Raw genomic sequence first — 25,422 nt, forward strand, 5'->3', positions numbered from 1 at the left:
CAACAAACCAACTGAGCAATGGCAAACCACTGACCAATGACAAGCTTCTGAGATAATTATATTTTATTGGTGGTAGTATAACCACAAAAAGGAGAGTCTTATGAAAAAGTTACTAAGTATTCTTTTATCGTTTGTCATCACAGCCACTTGTTTTATGGGCGCGAGCGGCGCAGTCGAGGCCCAGGGAGGAGAGACCAGCGGCAACCAGATCACCGGAAGCGCGGTTTCAACGTCGGCTCTACCGGTAGTGCCATCGGGAAAGGAGTTCATACAAAACGCAACCACGTACTGTAATCCCATTTCGCTTACTCAGGGTTCGGGGAGAGTGTCGAGAGGCGGCGAGCCTGTTGTCAAAATATTTAATGGTGACTACTATCTATTTATAAGTTTCCAAAAGGGCTATTGGTGGTCAAATGACTTCGTAAACTGGACGTATGTCGCTGCGCCGAATTTACTGGGCGGGATAGTAGGTATTACGGAAATTGACGGCAAACTGTATAACTATGCCGGAAATACAGAAAGCAGAGTAAGGACGACTGACGATCCGAAATCGGGAATATGGTATGATTGCGGTACATTTTCCAGCAACAATTATGGTGATGCCAGTATGCTTTACGATGAAGAATCAGGCCGGCTGTTTATGTACTACGGATGGTCGCAGATTTTGGGGATTCGCGTCGTTGAATTAGATAAAACAACCTTCAAAGAAATAGATAAACCCGTTGTCTGCCTTTGGGGCGACCCCCATAAACATGGTTGGGAAACCAGATATAAAGATGACCTTATCTTTCCATATTTCACCGACAGGGAATACCGTCCCCAAGAATATGGATGGACTGAAGGTCCCCATCCGCTCAAGTACAATGGCAAATACTATGTGTTGTATTCATCTATCGGCCTCGAATTTGCCTCTTATGCGCAGGGCGTATACGTAGCAGACGATCCGTTGGGTCCATATGTATATGATGAAAATAACCCGCTTACAAGGAACACATCAGGCGTAGCGCCGGGCGCCGGCCACGGCAGTATATTCCTAGACAAGCAGGGTAAGCTTTGGACCATCTGTATGACGGCGTTCACCCAAAGTGGCGGAAACGGTAATACGCTTATCTCTCTCTACCCCTCAGATTTCGACGCAGAGGGCGTGGCGCACGGAAATGTCGAATTTGGTGATTATCCGCAATATCTGCCCGGCGTCAAGTCGGATCCGGTCAAGGATAATTTTACGGGATGGATGCTTTTATCCCTAAACAAACGGGTCGAAACATCTTCCACGCTTGTGAATTACTGGCCGGCATTGGCGGTGGATCAGGATGGGAAGTCATACTGGAGCGCTCAAACGGGCGATCCGGGCGAGTATATAACCGTCGACCTTGGCAAAGAAAGTGATATTCGCGGGATACAGACACTGTGGGACAGAGCTGGCGCCACCGCCTCATACAACGCACTTACCCAATATCACTCATATACTGTCGAAGTATCCAACGATAACAAGAACTGGACCACGATTATTGACAAAAGCAATAATACTCAGGACTTAGAGTCCGATTACATCGAACTCCCCACCGCCGTAACAGGACGGTATGTGAAGTTGACAAATGTATTTACGCCCGATAAAGGAAAGTTTGCTGTAAAGGAGTTGCGTGTTTTCGGCAATCCGAATGAGGCAACTTTCACAAAGGTGGATAATGTAATGGCTGTTCGCAGCCAATTAGACCGCCGCAACGCCAATTTGTTGTGGGAACCGGTGGATGGCGCCGACGGGTATGTGGTGCGCTACGGCATTGAACCCAACAAACTGTATAATAGCGATATGGTTTATGGGAAGAATTACTTCAACATTAAAACCCTGAACGTTGATCCGGAATATTATTTTGAAGTAGAGGCTTTCTCCAGCGGTACACCTCATTACGTGGAAAACTCGTTTGAAACGCGGGGCAGAGGCGCTGAACTCGATTTGATAAGACAACCAGCAGGGGGCACTAGAAGTACGTCCAGACAAATGACGTATGAAACTTACGGTAAAGACGAGGTGTATGTATTTAACGACATCACGCCTGGCACTTACACTTTACAACATACTTATGGGGTTGGAATCTGGGGCCCACAACAACTGACAGAAAGGCAACTGATAGGGACAGGCACCCAGCCTACGGTCACTGCGCTCAACCTGACGCAGTTTGGCAATGGTTCGACTCAATGGGGTACCGTCGAAGTAAGGGTATATCCGGGTGAGACAAGCGGACGAATAGAAGTGACCTTAAAATACGAGGAGACCTGTGCGGTGAACTTTACCGTAACAGACGGTACGAACGGAATCGGAGGAGCGGAAGTAACCGTAGGATCAGTATACGAGATCAATCCCGATACAAATGAAGTATATAAGATCGACCCCGATACGGATATAGTACAAATGACCGACTCAAATGGGAAAGCGAAATTTGACCTTGATTCGGGAGATTATGCTTATATCGTAACAAAGACCGGATACGAGACCGCTTCAGGTACCTTTAAGGTATTAAGCAGCGATGCTTCATTGACAAAAACAGTCATACTGAAACGTAATAGTGACATCGTTTCAACACCGACTGCAAGTCCGCCCGCCGGGAAATATAGTAGTACGCAGAGTGTCTCTTTATCAACCTCAACACCGGATGCCAGCATTTACTATACGACGGACGGCTCAACGCCAAGCACCTCAAGCAAATTGTATGACGGCAGCATTTCCGTTAAAAAGAGCATGATAATAAAAGCAATTGCGGTAAAGGACGGATTTGTGAACAGTGACGTCGCGACTTTTAACTATACAATTTCTTCCGGTTCCAGCGGTTCTTCCGGAGGAGGAACATCGACGCAAAAATCATCGGCCCCGACGGCCGATCCTGGAAGCGGTACTTATACCAGCGCGCAGAGCGTTCGTTTATCTACCTCAACAGGAGGTGCCAGCATCTATTACACAACAGATGGGACAACTCCGACTAGTGCAAGCACACTTTATACCAAAGCAATATCTGTCAGCAAATCAATGAAAATAAAAGCAATCGCGGTCAAGAGCGGTTATACCAACAGCAGCGTTGCGACTTTCACTTATACGATCGAGGACAAACCCGTTGAAGCAGTAACGTTCAGCGACGTATCAGGCCACTGGGCCGAGTCATATATCACAGCTGCTGTCAAAGCCGGATACGTGTCTGGTTACGAAGATGGAACCTTTAAACCCGATACTTATGTAACCAGAGCTCAGTTTGTAAAAATGATCGTGGCAGCATTTGGCTTCACCGGAACCGGCGATACTACGTTTGCCGACAGTACGAGCCACTGGGCATTGCCTCAGATCAAAATAGCTGCTAACAATAATTTAGTTACGGGAGTTGCGCAATCGAACGGTGTCAATTTCCTTCCGGACAACAATATCAGCCGTGAACAAGTGGCGGCAATATTGTACCGAGTAGCTGAAAAACGCGGGATTACGCTTCCGAAAACCTCGGATGCGATATCATTCGGCGATCAAGGGAAAATCAGCAGCTATGCTGCGGCTGCAGTAGACGCGATGCAGAAAGCCGGAATTATTGGCGGGAGCGAATCCAACGGGGAAACGGTTTTCACACCTCAAGGCAATGCGACGAGGGCGCAGGCCGTAAAAATGATACAGGGGCTTTTGGAATTGTCTTAATCTGAGCCTTTGTCATTTAATCAATCAAAAGATCGCTATCAAATAAAAAAGAGCGTAAAGCCCTTAAAATTTAAAGGTTTTACGCTCTATATTTTTATTCCCACTCAATTCCAAATAGTGTGTCATGAGTGTTTTCTGGTAGTTCTTCGTTGTAATTTGTGTTTATATTCTCATATTTTCACCAGGTAATTTTGACACGCAAAAAAAGTGGAGTCAAAATGGAGTCAGTTGAGTTCAAACGTTTTATATCTTTTTTGTCCGTTTCTATTGTCCAAAAATACACTGGCATAAAATCGATCAGGGACGATGAATACGAGGTCTTCTGTAAATTAATGAATCGCCTATCGTATTCGTAATAGCACCAGAATGCATTGAGGATCCAACACCATAACAATACCTACTAGTCGCTCTCAAACCGTACGCAGTACTTCCCAAAGCCCCTATCCCAAGAGATACTCCTGCGCCGATACCACCACAATACCTGCCTTTATAAGACTATTCTTGTCGATTTCTGAATAATATAGAATCACGCTTACAGATATTTTTTCTGTCTCAGGCTGTAACTGATAACTTTTATAGTTTTAACGCTGATGTTATTGTAAAAACGGAGAGCAGATAGAGCAGCAATGAAATTGCGGATACGCCAATCACAGCGAGGATTTTCACCGCAAGGTTAAAGTTGCTTCTCAGAATGCTGTAATTGATGATGGAACCTAATATGCCAAAGAAACCCCCGATTGCACCACCTAGGAATATGAGAAGAATCGGGAAGCCGCCAAATATGTACTGGTACCAGGTTAAAGGTGGAGTAACCTGTATTTTCTCTCCGCTCAGAAAAGCTGTTAATTCGCCGAAGAGCGAGGGTTTTAATTCAAGCGTTTTTTCTGTACCAGTTGAATCTGGAATTAAGAATTGGGGCTTACGCCGCTTGCTTTGGCCAGATTGTTTAGCGGGATGTCCGTTCACCCAAACATTTTGCTTACCTGTCCAGAGAGAAATATCTACTTCTATTACTGTCTCGGGTTGCTGGGGAATAGAGAAATTGTACTTCATAAAAAACCTCCTCCATATAATCGAAAAATATCTACTATAGTAGATGTAAAGCTATTAAGCAAATTACCGTCTGAGCAAAAGTCGCACTAATCAACCCCTATTCTTGCAAACGGTCTACAATTTCATCCCAGAGAGCCATCATCAATTTCGCACTTTGCTTTTGGACTTTATTTGTCTACGAAATTTTCCAGAAGCCGTATTACGCTGTGAGTTTTGATTTTGTGTAATCTAACTTGCCGGTATACCCGCTGCCGTAATATTAATAGCAACAGATCTACCGGCCTAAATTATTGCTGCTTTTATCATCTTCGATTGCTTTGCGGTGAAGAGCCTCCGATTTTCTTTAATATTTGATTACTTCATAATCAATAATGATTCTTGATTTTTTTAAATATTGTATTTTTACCCAACTTCCAACACGAGCTCGGATTTTAACATTCAAGTGATATGTTCCGGATTTTTCCCTCTCATTTTTTTTATTGAAAATTAAAATTCCACAAGGTAAAATGTCTCTAAATTTTGAATATTCTATCCGCTCAATCTTCCCTTCAAATGAATCCGTATCCATTTTTGATATATCCGCTATGATGATATATGTATTTTTGAAAAAGTAAGGCATTGTGATTGTCGATGCAAATAGCAATAAAATCAGACCAAATATTTTATAAATACTATACGCATAGAAAAACCCCCAAATTACAAATATAGTTAAGAAAACTGTAAAAAGAAAAAAATTACGACACATACTCAACAGTTGCATTCTACTCATAGTCATATAGCATCCCCTTTCATCAACGATAATATCGGTAAGGATACCTATAATTCATATAACCTCTATTCCATGAATTATAAAGGTAACTATTAATCCCTGGCATATAATTGTACCCGATTTCTGTACCAGTATTGGAAAATAACTCTGAAAATCCGCCAATTAACCAGCTATTTTTAGAATAATAATTTGCTATACTATTGTTTTGAGAAGAATCACTTATATTGGTTCTAATATTGAAATTACTCCTCATGAAGCTTCTCTGGGCATTTCTTGACATGTTGTCAAAAATTCCACTTTTATACATATTACCGCCTAAGCGAGATGCACCATATCCAAATGATCCACCTATTGCACCGGCAACAGCAGAATTTACGAAATCCATAGGAGTATTCATCCTTCTGTAAATGAAAAGAATCGCCTATCGTATTAGCAATGGCACCAGAAAGCATTCCGGATCCAAAACCATAACCATACCTACTACTAGTCACTTTAACGTCGTAAATTGATTATAATATTATTCCTTTAGAGATATATTTATTGTTTTCAGCAAATATATAATATATTTCTACATTTCTTGACATATATAAATGGCTATCCCTTACTGAGTACAAAAAATTAGCCGATTTCTGAGAAATACAGATAATATAAAAACGTCAGCAAACCATAGCGATTAGCTGACGTTTAAAATAACTAAGATCAATTTTTTTCTTATTCCCACTCAATCGTTGACGGTGGCTTCGATGTCACATCATAAACAATCCGATTCACGCCCTTAACCTCATTCACGATTCGGTTGCTGATCTTCTCCAGCACATCGTAGGGAATCCTTGCCCAGTCAGAGGTCATGCCATCTACTGATGTTACGGCTCTGATGCCTACGGTATAATCGTAAGTTCTGAAGTCGCCCATAACGCCTACGCTGCGGATGTTTGGAAGCACGGTAAAGTACTGCCAGATCTCTCGCTCTAGTCCGTTGAGTCTTACTTCTTCACGAAGGATCGCATCGGACTCGCGGATGATGTGAAGCTTCTCTTCTGTGATTTCGCCAAGGCAGCGGATGGCTAGTCCGGGTCCTGGGAACGGCTGACGCCATACCAGCTCGGAGGCGATGCCGATTTCCTCGCCCACCTTTCTAACCTCATCCTTGAAGAGCAGTCTCAGGGGCTCAAGAAGCTCCATCTCCATGTCGTCCGGAAGACCGCCTACGTTGTGGTGGCTCTTGATGACAGCTGCTTCGCCGGAGCCGCTTTCCACTACGTCAGGATAGATGGTACCCTGGAGCAGGAAGTCGATTCCGCCTTCTTCCTCGTACAGCTTCTTGGATTCCTCTTCAAACACGCGGATGAACTCCGCGCCGATAATCTTTCTCTTTGTTTCAGGATCGGATACCCCTGCCAGCTTGCTGAGGAAGCGTTCCTGGGCATTGACTCTTTTGATCTTCATATGGAACTGCTGGCCGTAAACCTCCATGACCTGGTCGCCCTCATCCTTACGGAGGAGGCCGTGGTCAACAAAGATACAAGTCAGGTTGTCCCCGATTGCTTTATGGGTGAGTACCGCAGCTACGGAAGAATCAACTCCGCCGGAAAGAGCGCAAAGCACCTTTCTGTCGCCTACGGTATTCTTAATTTCTTCAATCTTCGTCTTTGCAAAGTTTGCCATGGTCCAGTCAGGGGCACAGCCACAGACCTCGTACAGGAAGTTCTTCAGCAGATCCTGTCCAAAGGGTGTATGATGTACCTCAGGATGGAACTGTACTGCGTAAAGCTTCCGATCCACGTTCTCCATGGATGCGGTGGGGCAGTTTTCCGTGAAGGAAGAAACCGCAAACCCTTCCGGTACCTGCTTGATATAGTCTGTGTGGCTCATCCAGCAAATGCTGTCTGCTGCGATGCCTTTAAACAGCAGGCTGGCACAGTTTCCGGAAGCCTCCTTCTCGCCCTGAATCAGCTTGACTCTGCCGTACTCTTTATAGTCCGGGCTGACAACCTCGCCGCCCATGACATGAGCCATCAGCTGCGCACCATAGCAGATTCCCAGAATTGGAATTCCCATTTCAAAAATCTCTTTTGGCAGAGTCGGTGCTCCTGCCTCATAGACGCTGTTGGGACCTCCGGTGAAGATAATTCCCTCCGGTTTGCTCTCCTTTACCCTTTCCAGGCATTTGGAATAAGGAACGATTTCGCAATAAACGCTGGCTTCTCTGACTCTGCGCGCAATCAGCTGATTGTACTGACCGCCGAAGTCAACCACCAAAACACCATTAAAATCCATTTACTATTTCCTCTCAATTCATATGCTTACAAGCTTATATTTTTTACCTTACCTGATTTGAGCCGGTGTCTTTCAGGATAACGTCGTGGGCACCGCCTTCCACAATGCTGGTAGCGGAGACTAGAGTGATCTTCGTCTTCTTCTGCATTTCATCAATGCTCAGAACGCCGCAGTTACACATAGTGGATTTCACCTTGTTCAGAGAAAGAGATACATTGTCTTTCAGCGAACCTGCGTATGGAACGTAGGAGTCTACGCCCTCTTCAAAGGAAAGCTTTCCGTCGCCGCCGAGGTCGTAACGCTGCCAGTTTCTCGCCCTGTTGGAGCCTTCTCCCCAGTATTCCTTAACATAATTCCCGTTGATATTAAGCTTGTTAGTTGGGCTTTCGTCAAACCGAGCAAAATATCTTCCAAGCATCAGGAAGTCCGCTCCCATGGCAAGTGCAAGAGTCATATGGTAGTCATACACGATACCGCCGTCGGAGCAGATCGGAATGTAAATCCCTGTTTTCTCAAAGTATTCGTCTCTGGCTTCAGCAACCTCAATAACCGCCGTAGCCTGCCCTCTACCGATTCCCTTTTGCTCTCTCGTGATGCAGATGGAACCGCCGCCGATGCCAACTTTTACAAAGTCCGCACCCGCTTCCGCAAGGAAAAGGAATCCGTCCCGATCCACCACATTCCCGGCTCCGATTTTAACGGTTTCGCCGTATTTCTGCCGTACATAAGAAATGGTCTCCTTCTGCCACTCTGAAAAGCCCTCGGAGGAGTCAATGCAAAGAACATCTGCTCCCGCTTCAACCAGCGCTGGAATCCGTTCTTGATAATCCCTGGTGTTCACTCCGGCGCCAACCACGTATCGCTTGCCGCCATCCAGAAGTTCATTGGGATTTTCTTTATGGGAATCGTAGTCCTTTCGGAAAACGAAATAGACCAGTCTCTGATTTTTATCGATGATGGGAAGTGCATTCAGCTTATGCTCCCACAGCATGTCATTGGCCTCGGAGAGAGTCGCTCCTTCATCGGCATATACAAGGGAAGAAAAAGGAGTCATGATGTCGGCAACCTTTGTATCCATGGACAGTCTGCTGACACGGTAGTCTCTGCTGGTCACAATCCCCTGAATCTTGCCGTCTGCAGTTCCATCATCGGTTACTGCCACGGTTGAGTGCCCGCTCTGCTGCTTCAGTTCCAAAATATCCTTCAGTGTCTGGTCTGGTCTGAGGTTGGAATCGCTTTTTACAAAGCCGGCCTTGTGGCCCTTTACCCTCTTCACCATAGCAACTTGACCCTCGATGGATTGTGATGCAAAAATAAACGAAATTCCACCTTCCTTTGCCAGTGCGACCGCCAGCTTGTCGTCAGAAACCGACTGCATGATCGCAGACACCAGTGGAATATTCATCGTTATCGCTGATTGTTCCCCCTTCTTGAATTTAACCACAGGGGTCTTTAAACTTACATTTTCCGTTCTGCATTCCTTGGACGAATATCCAGGAACCAGAAGATACTCGTTAAACGTACGAGACGGTTCATTAAAATAATATGCCATTCTATTCTCATCCTCCTTTATTACTTCAATATTTCTTAGTTCTTCAGGTATTCCTCCAGCGTCTGTCCAGCTTCATAAATCTCTTTGGCTGGGGTTTTACCAACATACCTGATATGCCAGGGCTCATAGAGATAGCCCGTGATGTCCTCTTTTCCCTGAGGGAAGCGAATGATAAATCCAAACTCGTGGGCATGTTCCGCGAGCCATTTTCCCTCGGTGGTGTTTGCATACTCGCCCGTAAGCTGATAGCCTACACTCGGTGAAGATACGTCTACAGAAAGACCGGTCTGATGTTCACTTTGCCCCGGCCGCGCACTATATCTATTTGCAGCTGCCTCCCCTTCCCTTTTCACATAATTATCGAAGAGAGTCTTTTGAAAGTCATAGGAACGATAGGCAGTGGTCATCTTTAACTCGATACCCTCCGCACCGGCTTTTTCAACTAACTGATGAAAAGCCTCAGCAGCCTCAGCTCTCATATATCTACCCGCCTCGGAGCGATCCGCAGCGTAATATTTTATTTTTACAAGATCATCCGGCTTATAGTCTCGGTCTATGGGGTGTGTTTTATTTACAAGGATTAAAACACCGGCAGCTTTTGCTTCTTCTGCCGTCATAGGCGTGATGCCTTCTCCGGGATTGATGCTCCCTGGATTCTGATTTGGGGCTCCACTTTCGGGGGTTCCTACTGCATTGCCCCCACCCGGTTGTTCTGCATCTCCGGGGGAATCTGTGCCACTTCCGGGCATTTCCTGATCTCCCAGTTCGCCACCGGGCTCTGTCCCTTCATTCTCGCTTTCATTTTGCCCGTCACTTCCGTTTTCCTCACTGGATATGATTCCAGGCGATCCGTCAGGACCTCCGGAAAAACCAAGGGACCATGCCCCTCCGGGATCATTGAAGGTCCATACAAAGGCTTCCATGACAAAAAGGGATACGACGATCAATGCTTTTATTCTTTTTTCATTCAACATGGCTGGCTTGTCCTATCTATCTGTAAGGTTTGGATTCCTTTATGGTGATTATGACCGATTGTCTTCAATTTTAAATCGCTATAAGCTTTATTATGTGAAATCCGTATTAAAGTATTTTACATCAAATATCGTCAGTTTTCAACAGCAGTTTGCCATGTTGGAGCGAAATGAATTTTCCTTATTTTTCAAGACTGTCCCTGCCTCCAGCCTCTATTTGTCCAGCTGGTATTCGGCAATTTTATTAAAGAGCTGTCTTCTAGTAATTCCAAGCATTTCGGCTGTTCTGGACATGTTGTTGTTGTTTTTCAAAAGCATGCTTTGTATATATTCCCGCTCTGCCTCTTTCCGGATCTCCCGAAGCCCCCGGTCAAGGACAACTGCCTGCTTTCTTTTGTCCTCCCGTCCTGATACCGGCAAGGAATCCGTGTCCACAATTCCGTTTTCCGATAAAACCACAAGCCGTTCGATAATATTCTTCAGTTCTCGTATGTTTCCCGGATAATGATACGTCAGCAGAAAATCTGTTACGTGACTGTCAATTTTTCGAATGGGTTTTTTCATCTCGTTCTGAGATCTCTTAAAGAAATAATCAATCAAAAGAGGCAGATCCTCTTTGCGCTTCCTCAGGGGAGGGATGTTTATCGTAATGGTGCTGATCCGGTAGTAAAAGTCCTCCCGGAACCGTCCCTCCTCAATTTCCAGCTCCAAATCCTTATTTGTGGCGGTGACAAGGCGAAAATCCACCTCGATTTCCTCATTGCCGCCCATTCGGTAGATCTTTTTGTTTTCAATTGTCTTCAGCAGCTTGGCCTGCATGGATAAGGGAATATCCCCGATTTCATCAAGAAACAAGGTGCCCTGATCAGCGGCTTCGATTCTGCCGATGCGCTTATTCAAAGCTCCGGTAAAAGAGCCCTTTTCATGGCCGAAAAGTTCAGATTCCAGTACAGTCTCCGCAATGGCATGACAGTTCAAATCCATAAACTGCCGCTTGCTCCTGGAACTGTTCTGGTGAATATACCGCGCAAAAACTTCTTTGCCTGTTCCCGACTCACCAAGAATCAGAATGTTTGAGTCACTGACAGCAGCCTTGCGTGCGATGGAAAGCGTACCCTGAAATGCCGGATTGTTGCTCTCCAGCATGGCATCCACTACTGAGACCTTTTCCTTAAGCAGCTGATTTTCCAGTTTCAGACTCAGCATATCCTGAAGCTTTCCAATTTCCCTGATCAGCTCTTCCGGGTTTCCTCCCTTTGTAACGTAAGAATAGGCTCCATCCCGCATGGCTTCTACTGCGTTTTCAATACTTCCGTAAGCTGTCATCATAATGACTTCCGTTCCGGGATAAAGGCTCTTGATCTCATGCAGCAGCTGCCTCCCATCCATTTCCGGCATCATTAGATCTGAAATCACAAGATCATAGCCGCCCTGCTCCATCAGAGATAATGCAGCCGCACCGGTGGATGCAACATCCGTATGATGCCCTTTTGCCGTGAGAATCACCTTCATCACATTGCAGTAATCCTGCTCATCATCTACTACCAGTACTCTGAGTCCTCTTTTGCTCATCCTGACGCCCTCCATTCTCGATCGGTATCCTGATAAAAAATGTGGTTCCTTTGCCCACTTCACTTTCCGCTTTAATTTTCCCGCCCATCTTTTGTACTTCATTATACACAATATATAGGCCCAGTCCGTTTCCTTCCCGTTTCTTCTTTGTGGTGAAGAACGGATTATAAATTTCATCCATCAGCTCCGGCGGAATCCCGCCGCCATTGTCACTGACGGTCAGCTGAACCGATGCGCTGTCTCGGTGGCACAACACTTTGATTTCACCCTCATCAGAAATCGCATCTACCGCATTGGTGATCAGGTTGATCAGAACCAGCTCCAATGCCTCCACATTGACCATAGCCATATGATCCCCGAAATATTCATAGCATAGACTGGTCTTACTATGGACCAGCAGGCTGCGCTGCAAGTCAAGAATGGCGCTGATGTGAGACTGAAGATTAACACGCTCTTTCTTGTTGGTGGACAGTCTTGAAAAGTTCAGCAGATTTTCGATGATTCTGCTTGACTTATCCACGGATTTTTCGATGACTGCAATGGCATCATCCCTTGTGATATAATCCCTATAGTCGATTTCCTTTAGTACATAGCAGTAATTCCTGATCAAACCGAGAGGATTTCTGATCTCGTGGGCAACTCCTGCAGCCAGCTGACCAACGGCGATCATCTTGTGATTTTGCATCAGCTGTCTTTCGTTGCTTCTAGCCTCTGTAACATCCACCATCATGATCAATATTTTCTGCACCTGTTCCTTATTATTCTTGATTAAGAAGGTATGAATCTCAAAGATCTTGGCCCCCACAAGGATTTCATCATCCTTTTCTTCTTCATCCCGAAACGTTTCCGCCACTATCGCAGCAAGCTTCTCATTCTCGTTTCGTTCCAGATTGAGCAGCACTTCCAATAGAAGACCGGCAGCCTTATGACGCTTCATTCTAAGGTATTGTGAGAGGGCTTTGTTAATACTGATGATCGTTCCGTCGCGGTTTAGCTCTGCAAGATAGTAGGTAACTCCATCAAAGGTAGTCTGCATTTCGTTCTGACTCTCCACAAGGAGCTCCATTCTCTGCTGCAGCTCTTCATAGAGGCTTTTATTGGACTGATAGAACAGGAAAAAGACACAGAGCACGGAAGTAAAAATGATGATGATAATAATGCCAAGGCCTTCCAGCTTGTTTTCCACGTAGAGAGGATAAGAAATGCCGGTCCATTTCCCCTGAAGCTCGGAAATTACTTTCTCATTGTCCGCATGATAAACTGCATGATTCAGGATATCATATAAGACCGAATTCCCCTTCTTTACCGCAAGGCATTCATTTTGCTCATAAATGTAGCCTGTGACCCGTTCCCAGCTGCTGTCAAGGGCTGCCCTCCCCAGGTAGAAGGTAAGTGCGGTCTCACTTCCGGCCAAGGCATCTCCTTCACCCTGAGCAGCTCGGGCTGCCGCCTCCTCAATACTCCCGCACATCAATAGATTCTCTGCTGGCAGCTCTCTCTTGAGTGCATAGTGAGCAGCACTACCCTCTGCCATAAGAACCTTCAGATCCGCATGATTACGTTCAGAAGCAATTTCTTTTCTGACCAATAGGATCCCTTTCGTTTTCACCATTGGCATGGTATATTCAAGGCTCTGGTCAGCCGTATTATCTCTGACGGTGACAGCGGCGTCGATTCTGCCGTCGGCCAATGCGTTTTTCAATTCCTTTACAGGTAGCAGCTGGTACTGAATGGGAATGTCATATCCGCTGCTGATCCGATCCAGATACTCCTTCAAGAGTCCCTCTGCAGACCCACTTGCATCCAGTGAGATTAGTGGAGCCGAATCATCAGAAACACCTATGACAAGTTCTTTTTTCTCCCGCAGCCATTGCGTTTGTACTGGGTTCAGTCCGTATAACTTCTCTTCATTTCCCCATTCCGGCTTTCCGCTTGCATTTAAGATATTATAAGTCATCATAAGAAGAATTAATATGGCGATGGCAGCACCGTAAGCAATATTCCTATTCATCTAAAAATTCCTTTCTGGAATATTCCTCTCCAAATACAAGCAGCTCCCGTTCCGCCTTGGAAATGCTGTGATATGCTGCCCTGGAACGCAGCGCGAAGACCCCCCCAACCATGCACCAAAGGATAATGAGCATCCATTCGCCGGGCCACCTCAGAAAGATACCTCCCAAGGGAATGTAAAATATCAGAAAAACAATGCAGAAGGAGATGACCACTGCTGCAACCCATTTGCCATATTTCAGCCGAAATGGCCTCTCCAGCTCCGGTTCCGTCTGTCGGAGGACGAGGAATGCAATGGCAACCAAGAGGTAGGAAAGCACAGAGCCGAAGGCGCTGGTATTGACGAACCATACTAGGGCATTCTGACCTAGTAGCGGCGCTGTCACACAGATTCCTCCCACCAGAATGATGGCACCTGATGGAGTCTTGTATTTTTTATGAAGTCGTCCAAAGAAAGGAGGCAGCATTTTGGCTCTGCCCATGGCAAACAAGATTCGAGTGGACCCTACAATGAAGCCGTTCCAGCTGGTCATGATGCCGCAGATCCCACCCAGAATCATGATTTTTCCAAAGACAGAAGAACCATAGCAGTAGGACATGGCATCCGCTGCCGGAACCATTCCTGCATCTCTTACCTCTGGGGGTGCAGAGATACTGATGCCAATGATAATCATAAAATACCATGCTGCAGCCATAATGATGGAAACAATAAATACCTTCGCAATATGGCGAAGAGGGAGATTCATTTCTTCCGCCGATTGAGGGATAACGTCAAAGCCGACAAACATGGAGGGCACCATGAGAAGTACTGCGATGATTCCTTTTGCCGAGATCTCTGTTGAAAACATATATTCGGTATTCCCAAAGGCTATCCCGCCGAAGATAAATATAAGTCCTACGAGAAAAAGAAAAGAAGTGGCCATGACTTGAAAAATTGCCGCAGGCCTTGCTCCAAAATAGTTGAGCAGAAGCAATACCAGTGCTCCTGCGATTCCAACGAATGACCAGGAGCCGTATACAGAATACCCTGCCACATCCCAAAGATGCCATACCTTTGGAATGGGAAGAATATAATCGATTGCAGTCGCCAGTGCAATTCCTTCCCATGCAGCCACGCCCACATAGGCAAAACAGATGGACCAGCCGATGAGCCAGGCCATCCCATGTCCCATTGCGCGGTACACGTAGACCATCTCGCCTCCTGCCAGGGGAAGGGCTGCTGTCAGCTCTGCATAGGTCATCCCGACAAAAATACACACCGTGGCTCCGATGGCAAAGGCGATGAGGGAGCCCAGCATTCCAGCCTCATGGGTCCAAAACCCGGACAGTACAACCCAGCCCCACCCGATCATCGTCCCAAAAGCCAGGGTCAGTACGTCGGTTCTTCCTAATACTCTTTGAAAACTGTGATTATTCTCTTGCATCAGTTTACATCCTTTTTCAATTAACACTTCCTTATGTTCATTTAATCACAAAAATCACCGGACTTACAGTGTATCTTTTTCGTAAATGAAAAAATATGCTGCAGTATTTTTACAAACCGCAGCATATCTGTCCGGCAGACTTCCTTTCAACCCGCTTCAGGGTACGGGCTCGGTGAAATTAGCCAAAGTTTATTACGCTGTATTTTATTTCATTATTTTTTGGTCAAATAATCCTGTAAAATTTCCTTCCTGGCATATTCCTCACCAAAGACCAAATATTCTCTTTCTGCTGCAGATACTGGTCCCACAGAAGCCTTGCCGGCTGCTGCCAATATGACACCTAAAATGATCCAGAACAGAATGAAGGCCCATTCATATGGCCATACCAAACCGCTTGGTCCGAAAGGCAGATATAGAACAATGAAGAACAATGCGCTGGCAATGGCGGCTGCACCAATGAGCATCGGGCGCTTGACCTGATATGGCCTGTCGAGATTCGGTTCATTCTTACGAATGAATAGGAAGGAAATTGCAACCATCAGGTAAGCTACAACTGTTCCAAAGGAAGCTGTATCAACGAACCACACCAGTGCATTTCTTCCCATCAGCGGGGTGATCATGCAGATGATCCCTACTAAAAAGATAGCTGCAGTTGGAGTCCCATATTTGGGATGAACCTTCCCGAAAATAGGAGGAATCATCTTTGCTCTGCCCATGGAGAAAATAACTCTGGATGCGCCGATAAAAAATCCGTTCCAGCTTGTTACAATACCGCATAGTGCACCAATGATCATAATCTTGCCCCAGACTGGTGATCCAAAGGCATAAGCTGCAATTTCTGCAACGGGAACGCTACCGCTGAAACTGTTCCGGATCTCGGCAGGAGCTGACAATGATGCCGCTACGATCATGATTATGTACCATGCGGCTCCCATCAGGATGGAGAGAAATACGACATTTGCAATCTGCTTGGGGGGAATATTCATTTCCTCAGCAGACTGAGGGATTACATCAAAGCCAACGTACATTCCTGGCGCCATCATGGCAACAGCAAGGATTCCAGCCCAAGGCCCAATCCCTTCAGCCAGCCCGGTAAACATCGGTTCCATATTGGAGGGACTTCCCAGAATTGCTCCGCCTGTGATGAAAATGATTCCCGATAAAATCAAACCTGCGGTTCCTACTGTCTGAAATACAGCAGACTGCTTGATGCCCACCAGATTGATGACCATAATGACTGCAGCACCTATGATACCCACTAGAGACCAGGTCAGATAAACGGTGCTTCCGTTCAGTGTCCAAAGCTCAATGGCTTGAGGGAACGGCGCCACATAATTGATCGCTGTTGAAATAGCGATTCCCTCCCATGCCGCCACACCGATGTAAGCAAGACAAATGGCCCATGCAGTGAACCATGACCAGAAGTATCCAAGTCCTCGGTAAGAAAATACCAGTTCCCCTCCTGCAAGAGGAAGTGCAGGAGTCAGCTCCGCATAGGTTGCTCCCACAAACATACATAAAACCGCTCCGAATAAAAATGCGATAATGGCACCTACGACTCCGGCACTGGCTACCCAGCCGGCGGTAAGCATAACCCAACCCCATCCGACCATTGTTCCGAATGCAAGGGCAAGGATGTCTCTGCGGCTTAAAACTTTGCTTAAGCTCTCGCGTTGTACAGTTTCTTTGCTCATTCAATAACCTCCTTAATAATTTAAAATAAATTCGAACGGTTATCTTATGAGCAAATCCTGTGCCAACTTGAGTAAGTGTTGAAACTACTCAGAATATATCAGAATATTCTATATAGTACGCAAATTTAAGAAATTTTTTTCTCACTTTTTGGGAAATTAGTTTCCTGTCATTAAGAAAAAGGGGAGCGGACACCCGTCCGCTCCCCTTTCTCATTATTACTTACATTTCATTTTAACTACGTTCTATTTTCACTCATCTTCGGCAGAGTGCATAGGCATCCTTTAACGCCTTGCCGATATTTCCAATCTTCTGTGCATCTCCAATCACACAATGAGGGTATTGACCATTTTTTTCAAGCCACTGAATGAGCACCTGGCCTTGGGGCTCATAACCTGCCGCTACAATTACTGTATCTGCCCCGTGAAGCACAGTTCGCCCGTCCAAATTGAGTGTTACTTCTTTTTCAGAGATCTGTTCAACTCTGGCATTGTCGATCAACGCAACACCATGCCGCCTGAGCTCTTTCAGCATAATTCTCCTGAGTCCTCCCAGATCAGCACCCATCTTCGCCCCCATCTCAACGATGGTGATTCCTCCACCGCAGATTAAATTCTCCTGAATTTCCGGTGGTGCATAATCATAGAGGAAATGGCTTCCAAGTTGCTGAAGCTTTAGGCTTTTCGTCAGGTACAAAGCGGTTTCGAGCCCGACCGATCCGCCTCCCAATACAAGAATGCTGCCTTTTAGAAGCAAGCGTGCAAAGGGGTTGCCTTCTTCCAGAACCTGCTGCGCCGTAATAACATGCTTCTGATCGATGCCCGGAATGGGCGGCAGTGCAGGTCTGCTGCCAGTTGCCACCACTACAAAATCAGGCTTGTATAATTCTATAAAGGACGACTCCACCAATTGATTGCACATTACGTTTACTCGACTTCGTTCTAGTTCATCGTTCATGGCTTTCAAATTCCATGCGATGGTTTCCTTATATGGCGCTTTTGAAGCGGCATGGAGCAGACCTCCTATTTTGTTTTCTGAGGTGCAGAGCGTCACTTCATCACCTTGTTTGGCACACTGAAGCGCCGCTTCAATTCCGGCGGCCCCGCCTCCGACAACAAGAGTTTTCCGCCTCTGCTCCTTTTTTATCTGCAATGGACCTGCTTGTCCGGGCACCGTTCCTCCCCGTCTCAGCAGTTGTCCCTCTATTCTCTGTAATCCGCCTTCAACTCCTGCCTTCTCGCCTTCTCTTCCTACCTCTGGATTGAAAACGCAGGAGACTTCCTGCATTTTCAGCACTCTTTCAATGCACCCTTTGTTGCAGCCGATACACCTGCGATAGGTCATTTCACGTTCCAGCTTATTTACAAACTCGCTGTCGGCGAGAAAGGCTCTGGCACAGCCTGCAAAATCACCATAATCCTCTTCGACGATTTCTCTTGCAATATCCCCATTGTTGATTCGATTGCAGGCGATGACTGGAATCTTTATGGTTCGCTTGATTTCTCTGGCAAGAAAGGCGAAGCCTCCCTCCGGCAGATGCATTGAGATTTGAGGGACTTCAGACTCATGCCAGCCTCCCGTCACATTCACTGCATCCAAATAGGATTCCGCCTTCAGAAGAAGCCTCATAGTATCCTTGATTCCGTAACCGCCAAGCATATCCGAGGCGGAGACACGAAGAATGATAGGAAAATTGCTGCCCACAGAACGCCTTACCTCACGAATGACCTCCAATGGAAACCGCATTCGATTTTCCTCGTCTCCGCCATATTCATCAATCCTGTGATTGGTCAGCGGAGAGAAAAACTGAGATAAGAGGTAGCCTGCACTGCAGCTGATTTCAACACCGTCAACACCTGCAGCTTTGCAAAGACTTGCCGCCTGTCCGAACTGCTGTATGATTCCTGCAATTTCATCCGTCTCCAATGCTCGGGGGACTTGTTTGTAAATAGGCGACGGAATTGCAGATGGTGCTATGGGCAAAGCCTCCTTGTCCGCAAGGGAACCTCTCGCGGCATTTCTCCCTGCATGAAAAAGCTGAATGAAAAGCTTTCCCGCATCCTGGTGAATTTCATTGGTCATGGCGCGGAGTGCTTCCATGATTTCCGGTTCCAACACACACATGTTGAACGGAGCTCCCGTTTTGGATACGCCCATTACTGCAGTGACTGCAGCTGCACCACCCTTCACACGCTCTGCCAGAAATGCAGTCTCTTTTTCTATGGACAAACCGGAGTGGATTGCTGTCATAATGATGCGGTTTTTCAGCACCAAACCCCCAATTCTGCCTTCCATAAATAAATGGTTCACAGGATCCTCCTATCTCATTCGTCGCTTGACTCTCATGTTTTCCTGCATTGCGTATTTCCGCTTTGTTATTCCGAATTATATCACAACGAAATGTCACTTACCAACTGGAAATAGGGAACAAAAAATGAAAACTCCCCGCTTTTAGCGGAGAGTTTCACGAATTATATGTTAAAAATCAGAGGAGCATTTCAGGCAGAAACAACACGAGCTTTGGTATGAATGCGATGAGCAGCACTACGATAAAGCTGACCACTACAAACGGAACGATACTTCTGCTCAGTTTTCCAAGGGGTACTCCTGTAATGTTGGAGCTTACAAACAGACACATGCCGACGGGAGGTGTAATCAGCGCAACTGAAATCATCAAGCTGAAAACAATTCCAAAGTGAACATCGTTGATTCCCACTGCTAAGGCAAGTGGGGCGAACACTGGTACAAAGATAACCATGGATGCAAATGCTTCCATAAACATGCCGATAATCAGAAGTGCAAACAGGATCAAAACCAGGACAATGTATTGATTGTCGGTTATCGCAAGTATGGCGCTTGATAGCAGCTGCGGAATCTGGTCAATAGCTAAGGTCCATCCAAGTACGTTACCCATTGCGATAATCAGCATGATGGCAGAGGTTAAGATACCAGTATCCAGCAAAACTTTCGGAAGATCCGACCACTTCAGAGACTTGTAGATAAACATCCCTGCGATAAATGCTACGAAGCACGCAATGGCACCGGATTCTGTCGGGGTGAAAATCCCAGTCAGGATTCCTCCCACGATAACCAGCGGAATAATCAGTGCGGGCAGTGCATAAACAACTGCTTTTACCACCTTACTAGGTTCCAGTTTCTCTTTATACTTTGGAAAGTTCTCCTTTCTTGCTGTAAGAAAGATGACAACCATGTAGCCAATTCCAAGAAGAATCCCAGGAACAATACCACCCATGAACAGTGCATTGACAGATGTTCCTGCCAGTACGGCATAGAGTATAAACGTGACACTTGGGGGAATGATCGGCCCGATGATAGCCGAACTGGCAATCAGGCTCGTGGAAAACTCCGGCGAATACTTATCTTTCACCATTTCAGGAACAAGCACGGAGCAGAGTATGGCGCAGACAGCATTGGCGGAGCCCAGAATAGCGGAGAGGAACATTGCTACCAATACAGCAGTATAGGCCAAGCCTCCTCTTTTATGTCCGATGCACTCTCTGGCCAGATCTACAAGCTTATCCGTCACTCTGCCGCGGTTCATTAGCTCCCCCGCCAGAACGAAAAATGGAATTGCCATTAAGCTGAAAGAGTTAATTCCAGAGAACATTCTTTGTATTGCTACGGGATAAAATGCTTCATTTCCCAAGATTAGAAGATGCGTTAGTCCCGTTGCTCCTAAGACAAACGCGATGGGCAGCCCGATGATGAGCAGAACCGCGAAGACAACCGCGATAAGGATTAGCATATCTCATCCCCCCTGTTCTTCAGATCCCGGATCCGATTCCCGATATTCTCAAAGGTAAAAACAACCATAAATAATACACCTGTTGGAATTGCAGCGTAGGGCAATACCATTGGAAGGCCTAAACCTGGGCTTTTCTGCAGCAGAACGGACGGACTCATCATATAGCTGTAACCCAATTTCAACAGTACAAAAAGAAATACCAATATAATGATGCTGTTTACAATATTCAAAATATCATTATTTCGTTTAGACAATTTGTTCTGCAAGAGGTCAAAGAAAACGAGATTTGCCTTTTTATAAGCAACGCTGCCCCCAATAAAGGTGCTGCTGACCAGCAGAAAGCGAACAAGTTCTTCTGCCCACTCAAAGGAGAGGCCGAAAAAATACCTTCTGAAGACTTCAAGCAAGGTTACCACAATCATGATTCCATAGCTTGCAATGACAAACCAAATCCCAACCCTTGCAATGATTGAGGAAATGTTTTTTATAATAGACATCAATTCACCACCTAAATTCAGACTGCCGAAGCATTTGTTACATTCCGGCAGCCTGCCACACGCGTATTGTTTACAGTCCTTTTGCCATATCAACAAAGTTCTTGATCAATGGATCTTTCGCTGAATACTCCTCAAGAATCGTCGATACCTTTTCTTTAAAAGGAGCTGTATCCACGTCAGTCAAAATTTCCACTTTGCTGTTCGCCTTAATATTTTCAACCGCTTTTGCATCGATGGAAGGCAGTTCTTCAAGCAGCTCAGTCATAGCTTCGCTTGCCGCTTCACTGATGATCTTCTGATCCTCAGCAGGCAGGGATTCAAATTTTGCCTGGCTCATAACACAGATCCCTGGGAAAGGAAATAAGCCCATCTCTGTTACGTTGGTCAGTACTTCATAATGCTTTTCCGAACTGATGGAAGTCAGATTAATTTCTTCACCGTCGATCACTTTTGTCTGCAGACCGGTATATACTTCACCGTAAGCCATAGGGGTTGGATTTCCACCTAATGTTGAGATTACATTCATAACAAGGTCGCTCTGAGTTGTTCTAAGTTTTAAGCCTTTCAGATCATCTGGTGTGGTAATCGGCTTCTTTGCGTTGGCCAGATGACGCATACCTCCCTCGAACACACCCAGACCTTTCATATTGAATTGTGCCAGAGAATCCATGATTGCACCCATTTCATCACTCTGCACAGCAACAAGTTCCTTATCATATGTATTGAGCATGAAGGGCAGCTGCAGCGTATCAATAACGGGAGTATACGCACTGAAAACAGGACCGGAAATAACGCCCATATCCAGTGTATTGTTCATAATCTGCTCCAGAAGCTCCCGATCATCTCCCAGTGCTCTCGCCGGATAGATCTCTACCGTGATTCTTCCGTTGCTCTTTTCCGCTACTTTTTCCGCGAACTTTTCAGCGCCGATGTGGAATGGGTGGGTCACCTGGGTAACATGCCCCAGATTCAGCTTGTAGGATTGTCCCTCTGCTCCTGTATTGTCTTGACTGTCATTATCGTTTTTGCTTCCGCCGCATGCCGTCATTGAGAGAACCAATGCAAGGATAAGCAGAATGCTCACCATTTTTTTCATTTTTCTTTCCTCCTCAGTATTATTATTATATCGTTTTACTTCCGTGCCAGAGCCATCCAATTTTTGCCGTTTCTCCTATGGAACAAACCTATTAAGAACCTTTCAAAATACAACGCTTCAGAGATTTGATTTTATCATTTTAACAACCTGAAGCAGTTGGTTTTTTAACATGTTTAGATCGGTATCCCAAACGATAAATCGTACATCGTTTTCCAAGCAGAATTTCAGTTTTTCTTCACTGTTAATGAGCGTACCCATCATCTTTCCGTGGCGTTGTGCTGCATTCTTTATCGTAAAAAATGCCTCTGAAAGCCCGCCGTTTATAATGTCGCTGTCGCATCCCAGGGAGTAGGACAAATCAGCAGGTCCCAGGAACAGCAGATCTACTCCGTCCGTCGCCGCAATCCGGTCGACACGTTCCAAGGCTTCCTTTGTTTCTATATGTACATTGATTAACACATCATGATTTGCGGCATCCACATACGCTTTTTGATCGCAGAAGCCATACTGGCTCGCCCTGTGAGAGAAGGTAATTCCCCTGGAGCCTATGGGCTGATATTTGCATAAGGATACGATGGTGGCCGCATCAGTCTCGTCATAAAGCTGTGGAGCCTGAATACCATCAGATCCCAGATCCAAAGAGTACTGAAGACTGCTTCTTGTAAAGTCAGGAGGCCGCACCACAACCTTCATTCCCATACCCTGCGCAATAGCAGCCAGACTTTTCACCTGCCCGTAGGTAAAGGGAGAATGCTCGGTATCCACGAGTATGAAGTCAAACCCAGCCAGCCCTATCATTTCAACTATTTCAGGACTCGTGGTCTTAACAAACGTACCAAATAAGGGCTTCTCCTGAATCAGTGTTTTCATCCCTATCATTTCTGTGCCTCTTATTCCTCTACGTATTCGGGTCTTTTGGGTGTGAAAACATCCATATTCACCACATCTTTGTCTCCCACAACCTGAAGATAATGCTCCACATTCGGCGGAATTACCACAAAGCCTCCCTCAGAAAGCTTTACGACTTCATCACCCACATGAAATTCCGCTTCTCCCTCAAGGATCAACGCAATCTGCTCGTGGATGTGGCTGTGAGGCATTGGCGTATGGCCGGGTTTAAAATAGTTTGTCGCTAGAGTAGCGCCTTCCCCTGTAAATGCCTTCCTTGATACACCCTCTCGCAGTGCTGTTAATTTTAAATCCTTCCAATTTCCGCTATGTACCATTGATTTCCTCCTTTAAATTCCCATGATTTTAGATGGGTTCACCTTCATCATCGTCTCAAGCTCCTGAATTGAAAACCCATTCTCTAGCAATAACTGTGCAAAATGCTTCAGACCCTCCACCGGATGTGGGTTGCCCACTTGTCCGTAATCGGAAGCTAAGGTTACATGATCTACGCCTATGGCTCTAATGGCGGATACGGTCTGTGAGACCTCCGCATTGCAGATGGTCGACAGAGGGTCGCATGTGCAGGCACCAAATTCCATAAAAACACCTTTGGATCCCCAGTCTTTCATCGTTTCAATGTCTGCATTGATCATATACGTCGGATGATTGACCACAATTCTGCTGATCCCAAGTTCCAATGCCTTCTCCACGATGGCACTGATTTCTTTGCAGCTTCCGTGACCAGCACCCAGAACAACACTCTCATCCTTGGCAATCACTCTTAGTACCTCAACCACATCATTGGTCAATTCTCCGGTGTCCCCAAGGAGCGGAATATAATCTCTGTGGCTGGTTTCGATCTTTTTCTTAGAAGCAGGAAACTTGAGTCCCCCCTTTTCATGTTCTACATGATGGTTCTCTGTGGAGATCGTTGGCATCCAAACCATCTTGACACCCATATTGATGGCCGTTTCTACTGCCGCTTTGTTCAGCCCGCCAACTTCATGATTGAGAACGATGCTGGAAGCAATGTGAAGAGAGTCCTTTTCCTTTAAACTTTTTCTAGCCAACTCTGCTGAAGCCATGCTTGGAAACTGATGATCCTTAACAAGGATTGCTTTCATCCCTGCTGCTTCTGCTTCTAACGCACCATCTACCACATCCAGCGCGCGCGGGATGACGGATGGTCCCAGGTGCTGATGCATATCCACTGCACCAACCAATAATTCATCGATAACTGACATTTTTTCCTCCTTTTATTTCGAGCTTCTTCTATATGATTTCCCACTCACCCCCTAATGAAACGTGAATCAATTTAGCGCGTTTCCTAAATACAGAAATTGAGACAAATAGCCAATTTATCATACTTGCCAACATTTGATATTTTATCAAATAAGTTGCAAAAATAACGCCGGAGTTTCTCCGGCTCTCATTTGATATTTTATCAAATGAGATTTAAAAAATAAAGCTTGGCATTGATCGGAACCTGCATTTGATATTATATCAAATGCAGGTTCCGATAATAAGCTATGACTTATTATCAATTAATTCGATTAATTCTTTGAACGCATTTACTTTATGATTTCGGACAATCCGCTGAACCTCTTCTGCATCGCGATCCTTGATTGCCTGCAGCCAGAGCTGATGTTCTTTAAAGGAATTCTGCAGCCTGTCGTTAACTTTGCTAAATATTAATTTTGACACTTCTGATCTGCTCCATAATTCTGTAGCAAGTTCGCTAATATATGGATAGGGATTTCTCGCATAAATCATGTTATGAAAATCTTTATTTAATTTTTCATAAGCGATTTTGTCGCCTTCCTCTATTTGCTTTTTCATTTCACTAAGCAAACCTTCCAGCTTTTCAATTAGTACGTCATCAATATGCGGCACAGCCAGCTTCGCTACCAAAGGTTCAATCTCGGTTCTAAGCAAAATAATCTCCTTTATTTTGTTGAAGTCCATTGCCGTCACTCTGGCACCGATGTGCGGTTCCATCTGCACATACCCATATTTTTCGAGCTTAGTGATTGCTTCTCTGACGGGCATAGGACTGACTTTATACTTTGCAGTCACATCTGCAATGACAATTCGTTCGCCTGCCTTCAGATTTCCGTCAATGATGTCATCCTTGAGCATCTGATAAATATATTCTGCTTTTGTCAAATAAATCATGTCC

19 protein-coding genes are annotated in these 25,422 nt (G+C 45.5%); 1 reads left to right on the top strand and 18 read right to left on the bottom strand.

Features of this window, described 5'->3' with window-relative positions; genetic code table 11:
- The first annotated feature begins 100 nt into the window (after positions 1 to 100).
- A complete protein-coding gene (locus FRZ06_13700; GenBank protein ID QOX64321.1) occupies positions 101 to 3,673 on the top strand; it encodes a family 43 glycosylhydrolase in 3,573 nt (1,190 codons plus the stop codon).
- 573 nt (positions 3,674 to 4,246) lie between these two features.
- Here FRZ06_13700 and FRZ06_13705 read toward each other — a convergent pair.
- From FRZ06_13705 to FRZ06_13790, 18 genes are all read right to left on the bottom strand, one after another.
- Entirely contained in the window at positions 4,247 to 4,726 is a 480-nt protein-coding gene (locus FRZ06_13705) for a hypothetical protein (GenBank protein ID QOX64322.1), read from the bottom strand.
- 343 nt (positions 4,727 to 5,069) lie between these two features.
- Positions 5,070 to 5,501 (bottom strand): hypothetical protein, encoded by a 432-nt coding sequence (locus tag FRZ06_13710; GenBank protein QOX64323.1) that lies wholly within the window; start codon positions 5,499 to 5,501, stop codon positions 5,070 to 5,072.
- A 16-nt stretch (positions 5,502 to 5,517) separates the two neighbouring features.
- Positions 5,518 to 5,880, bottom strand: coding sequence for a hypothetical protein (locus tag FRZ06_13715; protein ID QOX64324.1), 363 nt, complete (start codon positions 5,878 to 5,880; stop codon positions 5,518 to 5,520).
- A gap of 326 nt (positions 5,881 to 6,206) precedes the next feature.
- Positions 6,207 to 7,772: a glutamine-hydrolyzing GMP synthase gene (gene guaA, locus FRZ06_13720; protein QOX64325.1), complete on the bottom strand. Its 1,566-nt coding sequence runs from the start codon at positions 7,770 to 7,772 to the stop codon at positions 6,207 to 6,209.
- 43 nt (positions 7,773 to 7,815) lie between these two features.
- Entirely contained in the window at positions 7,816 to 9,324 is a 1,509-nt protein-coding gene (locus tag FRZ06_13725; GenBank protein ID QOX64326.1) for an IMP dehydrogenase, read from the bottom strand.
- 35 nt (positions 9,325 to 9,359) lie between these two features.
- Positions 9,360 to 10,298 carry a D-alanyl-D-alanine carboxypeptidase family protein gene (locus FRZ06_13730; GenBank protein ID QOX64327.1) on the bottom strand — a complete coding sequence of 313 codons (939 nt, stop codon included), beginning with the start codon at positions 10,296 to 10,298 and terminating at the stop codon, positions 9,360 to 9,362.
- A 210-nt stretch (positions 10,299 to 10,508) separates the two neighbouring features.
- Positions 10,509 to 11,867, bottom strand: coding sequence for a sigma-54-dependent Fis family transcriptional regulator (locus tag FRZ06_13735; protein QOX64328.1), 1,359 nt, complete (start codon positions 11,865 to 11,867; stop codon positions 10,509 to 10,511).
- Positions 11,830 to 13,878, bottom strand: a complete 2,049-nt coding sequence (locus FRZ06_13740) for a transporter substrate-binding domain-containing protein (GenBank protein ID QOX64329.1) — start codon at positions 13,876 to 13,878, stop codon at positions 11,830 to 11,832. The genes FRZ06_13735 and FRZ06_13740 overlap by 38 nt, the downstream gene beginning before the upstream one ends.
- Positions 13,871 to 15,301 (bottom strand): amino acid permease, encoded by a 1,431-nt coding sequence (locus tag FRZ06_13745; GenBank protein QOX64330.1) that lies wholly within the window; start codon positions 15,299 to 15,301, stop codon positions 13,871 to 13,873. Before FRZ06_13745 ends, FRZ06_13740 begins: the two co-directional genes overlap by 8 nt.
- A gap of 212 nt (positions 15,302 to 15,513) precedes the next feature.
- Positions 15,514 to 16,995 (bottom strand): APC family permease, encoded by a 1,482-nt coding sequence (locus FRZ06_13750; GenBank protein QOX64331.1) that lies wholly within the window; start codon positions 16,993 to 16,995, stop codon positions 15,514 to 15,516.
- Positions 16,996 to 17,248: 253 nt separating this feature from the next.
- On the bottom strand, positions 17,249 to 19,303 hold the full coding sequence (locus FRZ06_13755) for an FAD-dependent oxidoreductase (protein QOX64332.1): 2,055 nt from the start codon (positions 19,301 to 19,303) through the stop codon (positions 17,249 to 17,251).
- A gap of 175 nt (positions 19,304 to 19,478) precedes the next feature.
- A complete protein-coding gene (locus tag FRZ06_13760) occupies positions 19,479 to 20,753 on the bottom strand; it encodes a TRAP transporter large permease (GenBank protein QOX65938.1) in 1,275 nt (424 codons plus the stop codon).
- Complete coding sequence (locus FRZ06_13765) at positions 20,753 to 21,256, bottom strand: TRAP transporter small permease (protein QOX64333.1); 504 nt, start codon at positions 21,254 to 21,256, stop codon at positions 20,753 to 20,755. The genes FRZ06_13760 and FRZ06_13765 overlap by 1 nt, the downstream gene beginning before the upstream one ends.
- A 70-nt stretch (positions 21,257 to 21,326) precedes the next feature.
- A complete protein-coding gene (locus FRZ06_13770; protein ID QOX64334.1) occupies positions 21,327 to 22,352 on the bottom strand; it encodes a TRAP transporter substrate-binding protein in 1,026 nt (341 codons plus the stop codon).
- Positions 22,353 to 22,469: 117 nt separating this feature from the next.
- Positions 22,470 to 23,231 (bottom strand): hypothetical protein, encoded by a 762-nt coding sequence (locus FRZ06_13775; protein ID QOX64335.1) that lies wholly within the window; start codon positions 23,229 to 23,231, stop codon positions 22,470 to 22,472.
- 11 nt (positions 23,232 to 23,242) lie between these two features.
- The gene (locus tag FRZ06_13780) at positions 23,243 to 23,578 is read right to left on the bottom strand and encodes a cupin domain-containing protein (protein QOX64336.1); all 336 of its coding nucleotides are present in this window, start codon (positions 23,576 to 23,578) and stop codon (positions 23,243 to 23,245) included.
- A 12-nt stretch (positions 23,579 to 23,590) separates the two neighbouring features.
- The gene (locus FRZ06_13785) at positions 23,591 to 24,487 is read right to left on the bottom strand and encodes a hypothetical protein (GenBank protein QOX64337.1); all 897 of its coding nucleotides are present in this window, start codon (positions 24,485 to 24,487) and stop codon (positions 23,591 to 23,593) included.
- A gap of 283 nt (positions 24,488 to 24,770) precedes the next feature.
- Complete coding sequence (locus FRZ06_13790; protein ID QOX64338.1) at positions 24,771 to 25,418, bottom strand: GntR family transcriptional regulator; 648 nt, start codon at positions 25,416 to 25,418, stop codon at positions 24,771 to 24,773.
- Between the last annotated feature and the right edge of the window lie 4 nt (positions 25,419 to 25,422).

This window comes from Clostridiales bacterium (genome assembly GCA_015243575.1).
Classification (GTDB): domain Bacteria; phylum Bacillota; class Clostridia; order Peptostreptococcales; family Anaerovoracaceae; genus Anoxybacterium; species Anoxybacterium hadale.

What these genes read in the sequence shown, in the direction of transcription:
- FRZ06_13785 (QOX64337.1), bottom strand. Translation starts at nt 24,487, where the DNA reads ATGTCAGTTATCGATGAATTATTGGTTGGTGCAGTGGATATGCATCAG.
- FRZ06_13705 (QOX64322.1), bottom strand. Translation starts at nt 4,726, where the DNA reads ATGAAGTACAATTTCTCTATTCCCCAGCAACCCGAGACAGTAATAGAA.
- FRZ06_13745 (QOX64330.1), bottom strand. Translation starts at nt 15,301, where the DNA reads ATGCAAGAGAATAATCACAGTTTTCAAAGAGTATTAGGAAGAACCGAC.
- guaA (QOX64325.1), bottom strand. Translation starts at nt 7,772, where the DNA reads ATGGATTTTAATGGTGTTTTGGTGGTTGACTTCGGCGGTCAGTACAAT.
- FRZ06_13750 (QOX64331.1), bottom strand. Translation starts at nt 16,995, where the DNA reads ATGAGCAAAGAAACTGTACAACGCGAGAGCTTAAGCAAAGTTTTAAGC.
- FRZ06_13735 (QOX64328.1), bottom strand. Translation starts at nt 11,867, where the DNA reads ATGAGCAAAAGAGGACTCAGAGTACTGGTAGTAGATGATGAGCAGGAT.
- FRZ06_13715 (QOX64324.1), bottom strand. Translation starts at nt 5,880, where the DNA reads ATGGATTTCGTAAATTCTGCTGTTGCCGGTGCAATAGGTGGATCATTT.
- FRZ06_13790 (QOX64338.1), bottom strand. Translation starts at nt 25,418, where the DNA reads ATGATTTATTTGACAAAAGCAGAATATATTTATCAGATGCTCAAGGAT.
- FRZ06_13710 (QOX64323.1), bottom strand. Translation starts at nt 5,501, where the DNA reads ATGACTATGAGTAGAATGCAACTGTTGAGTATGTGTCGTAATTTTTTT.
- FRZ06_13770 (QOX64334.1), bottom strand. Translation starts at nt 22,352, where the DNA reads ATGAAAAAAATGGTGAGCATTCTGCTTATCCTTGCATTGGTTCTCTCA.
- FRZ06_13740 (QOX64329.1), bottom strand. Translation starts at nt 13,878, where the DNA reads ATGAATAGGAATATTGCTTACGGTGCTGCCATCGCCATATTAATTCTT.
- FRZ06_13725 (QOX64326.1), bottom strand. Translation starts at nt 9,324, where the DNA reads ATGGCATATTATTTTAATGAACCGTCTCGTACGTTTAACGAGTATCTT.
- FRZ06_13700 (QOX64321.1), top strand. Translation starts at nt 101, where the DNA reads ATGAAAAAGTTACTAAGTATTCTTTTATCGTTTGTCATCACAGCCACT.
- FRZ06_13730 (QOX64327.1), bottom strand. Translation starts at nt 10,298, where the DNA reads ATGTTGAATGAAAAAAGAATAAAAGCATTGATCGTCGTATCCCTTTTT.
- FRZ06_13765 (QOX64333.1), bottom strand. Translation starts at nt 21,256, where the DNA reads ATGTCTATTATAAAAAACATTTCCTCAATCATTGCAAGGGTTGGGATT.
- FRZ06_13780 (QOX64336.1), bottom strand. Translation starts at nt 23,578, where the DNA reads ATGGTACATAGCGGAAATTGGAAGGATTTAAAATTAACAGCACTGCGA.
- FRZ06_13775 (QOX64335.1), bottom strand. Translation starts at nt 23,231, where the DNA reads ATGATAGGGATGAAAACACTGATTCAGGAGAAGCCCTTATTTGGTACG.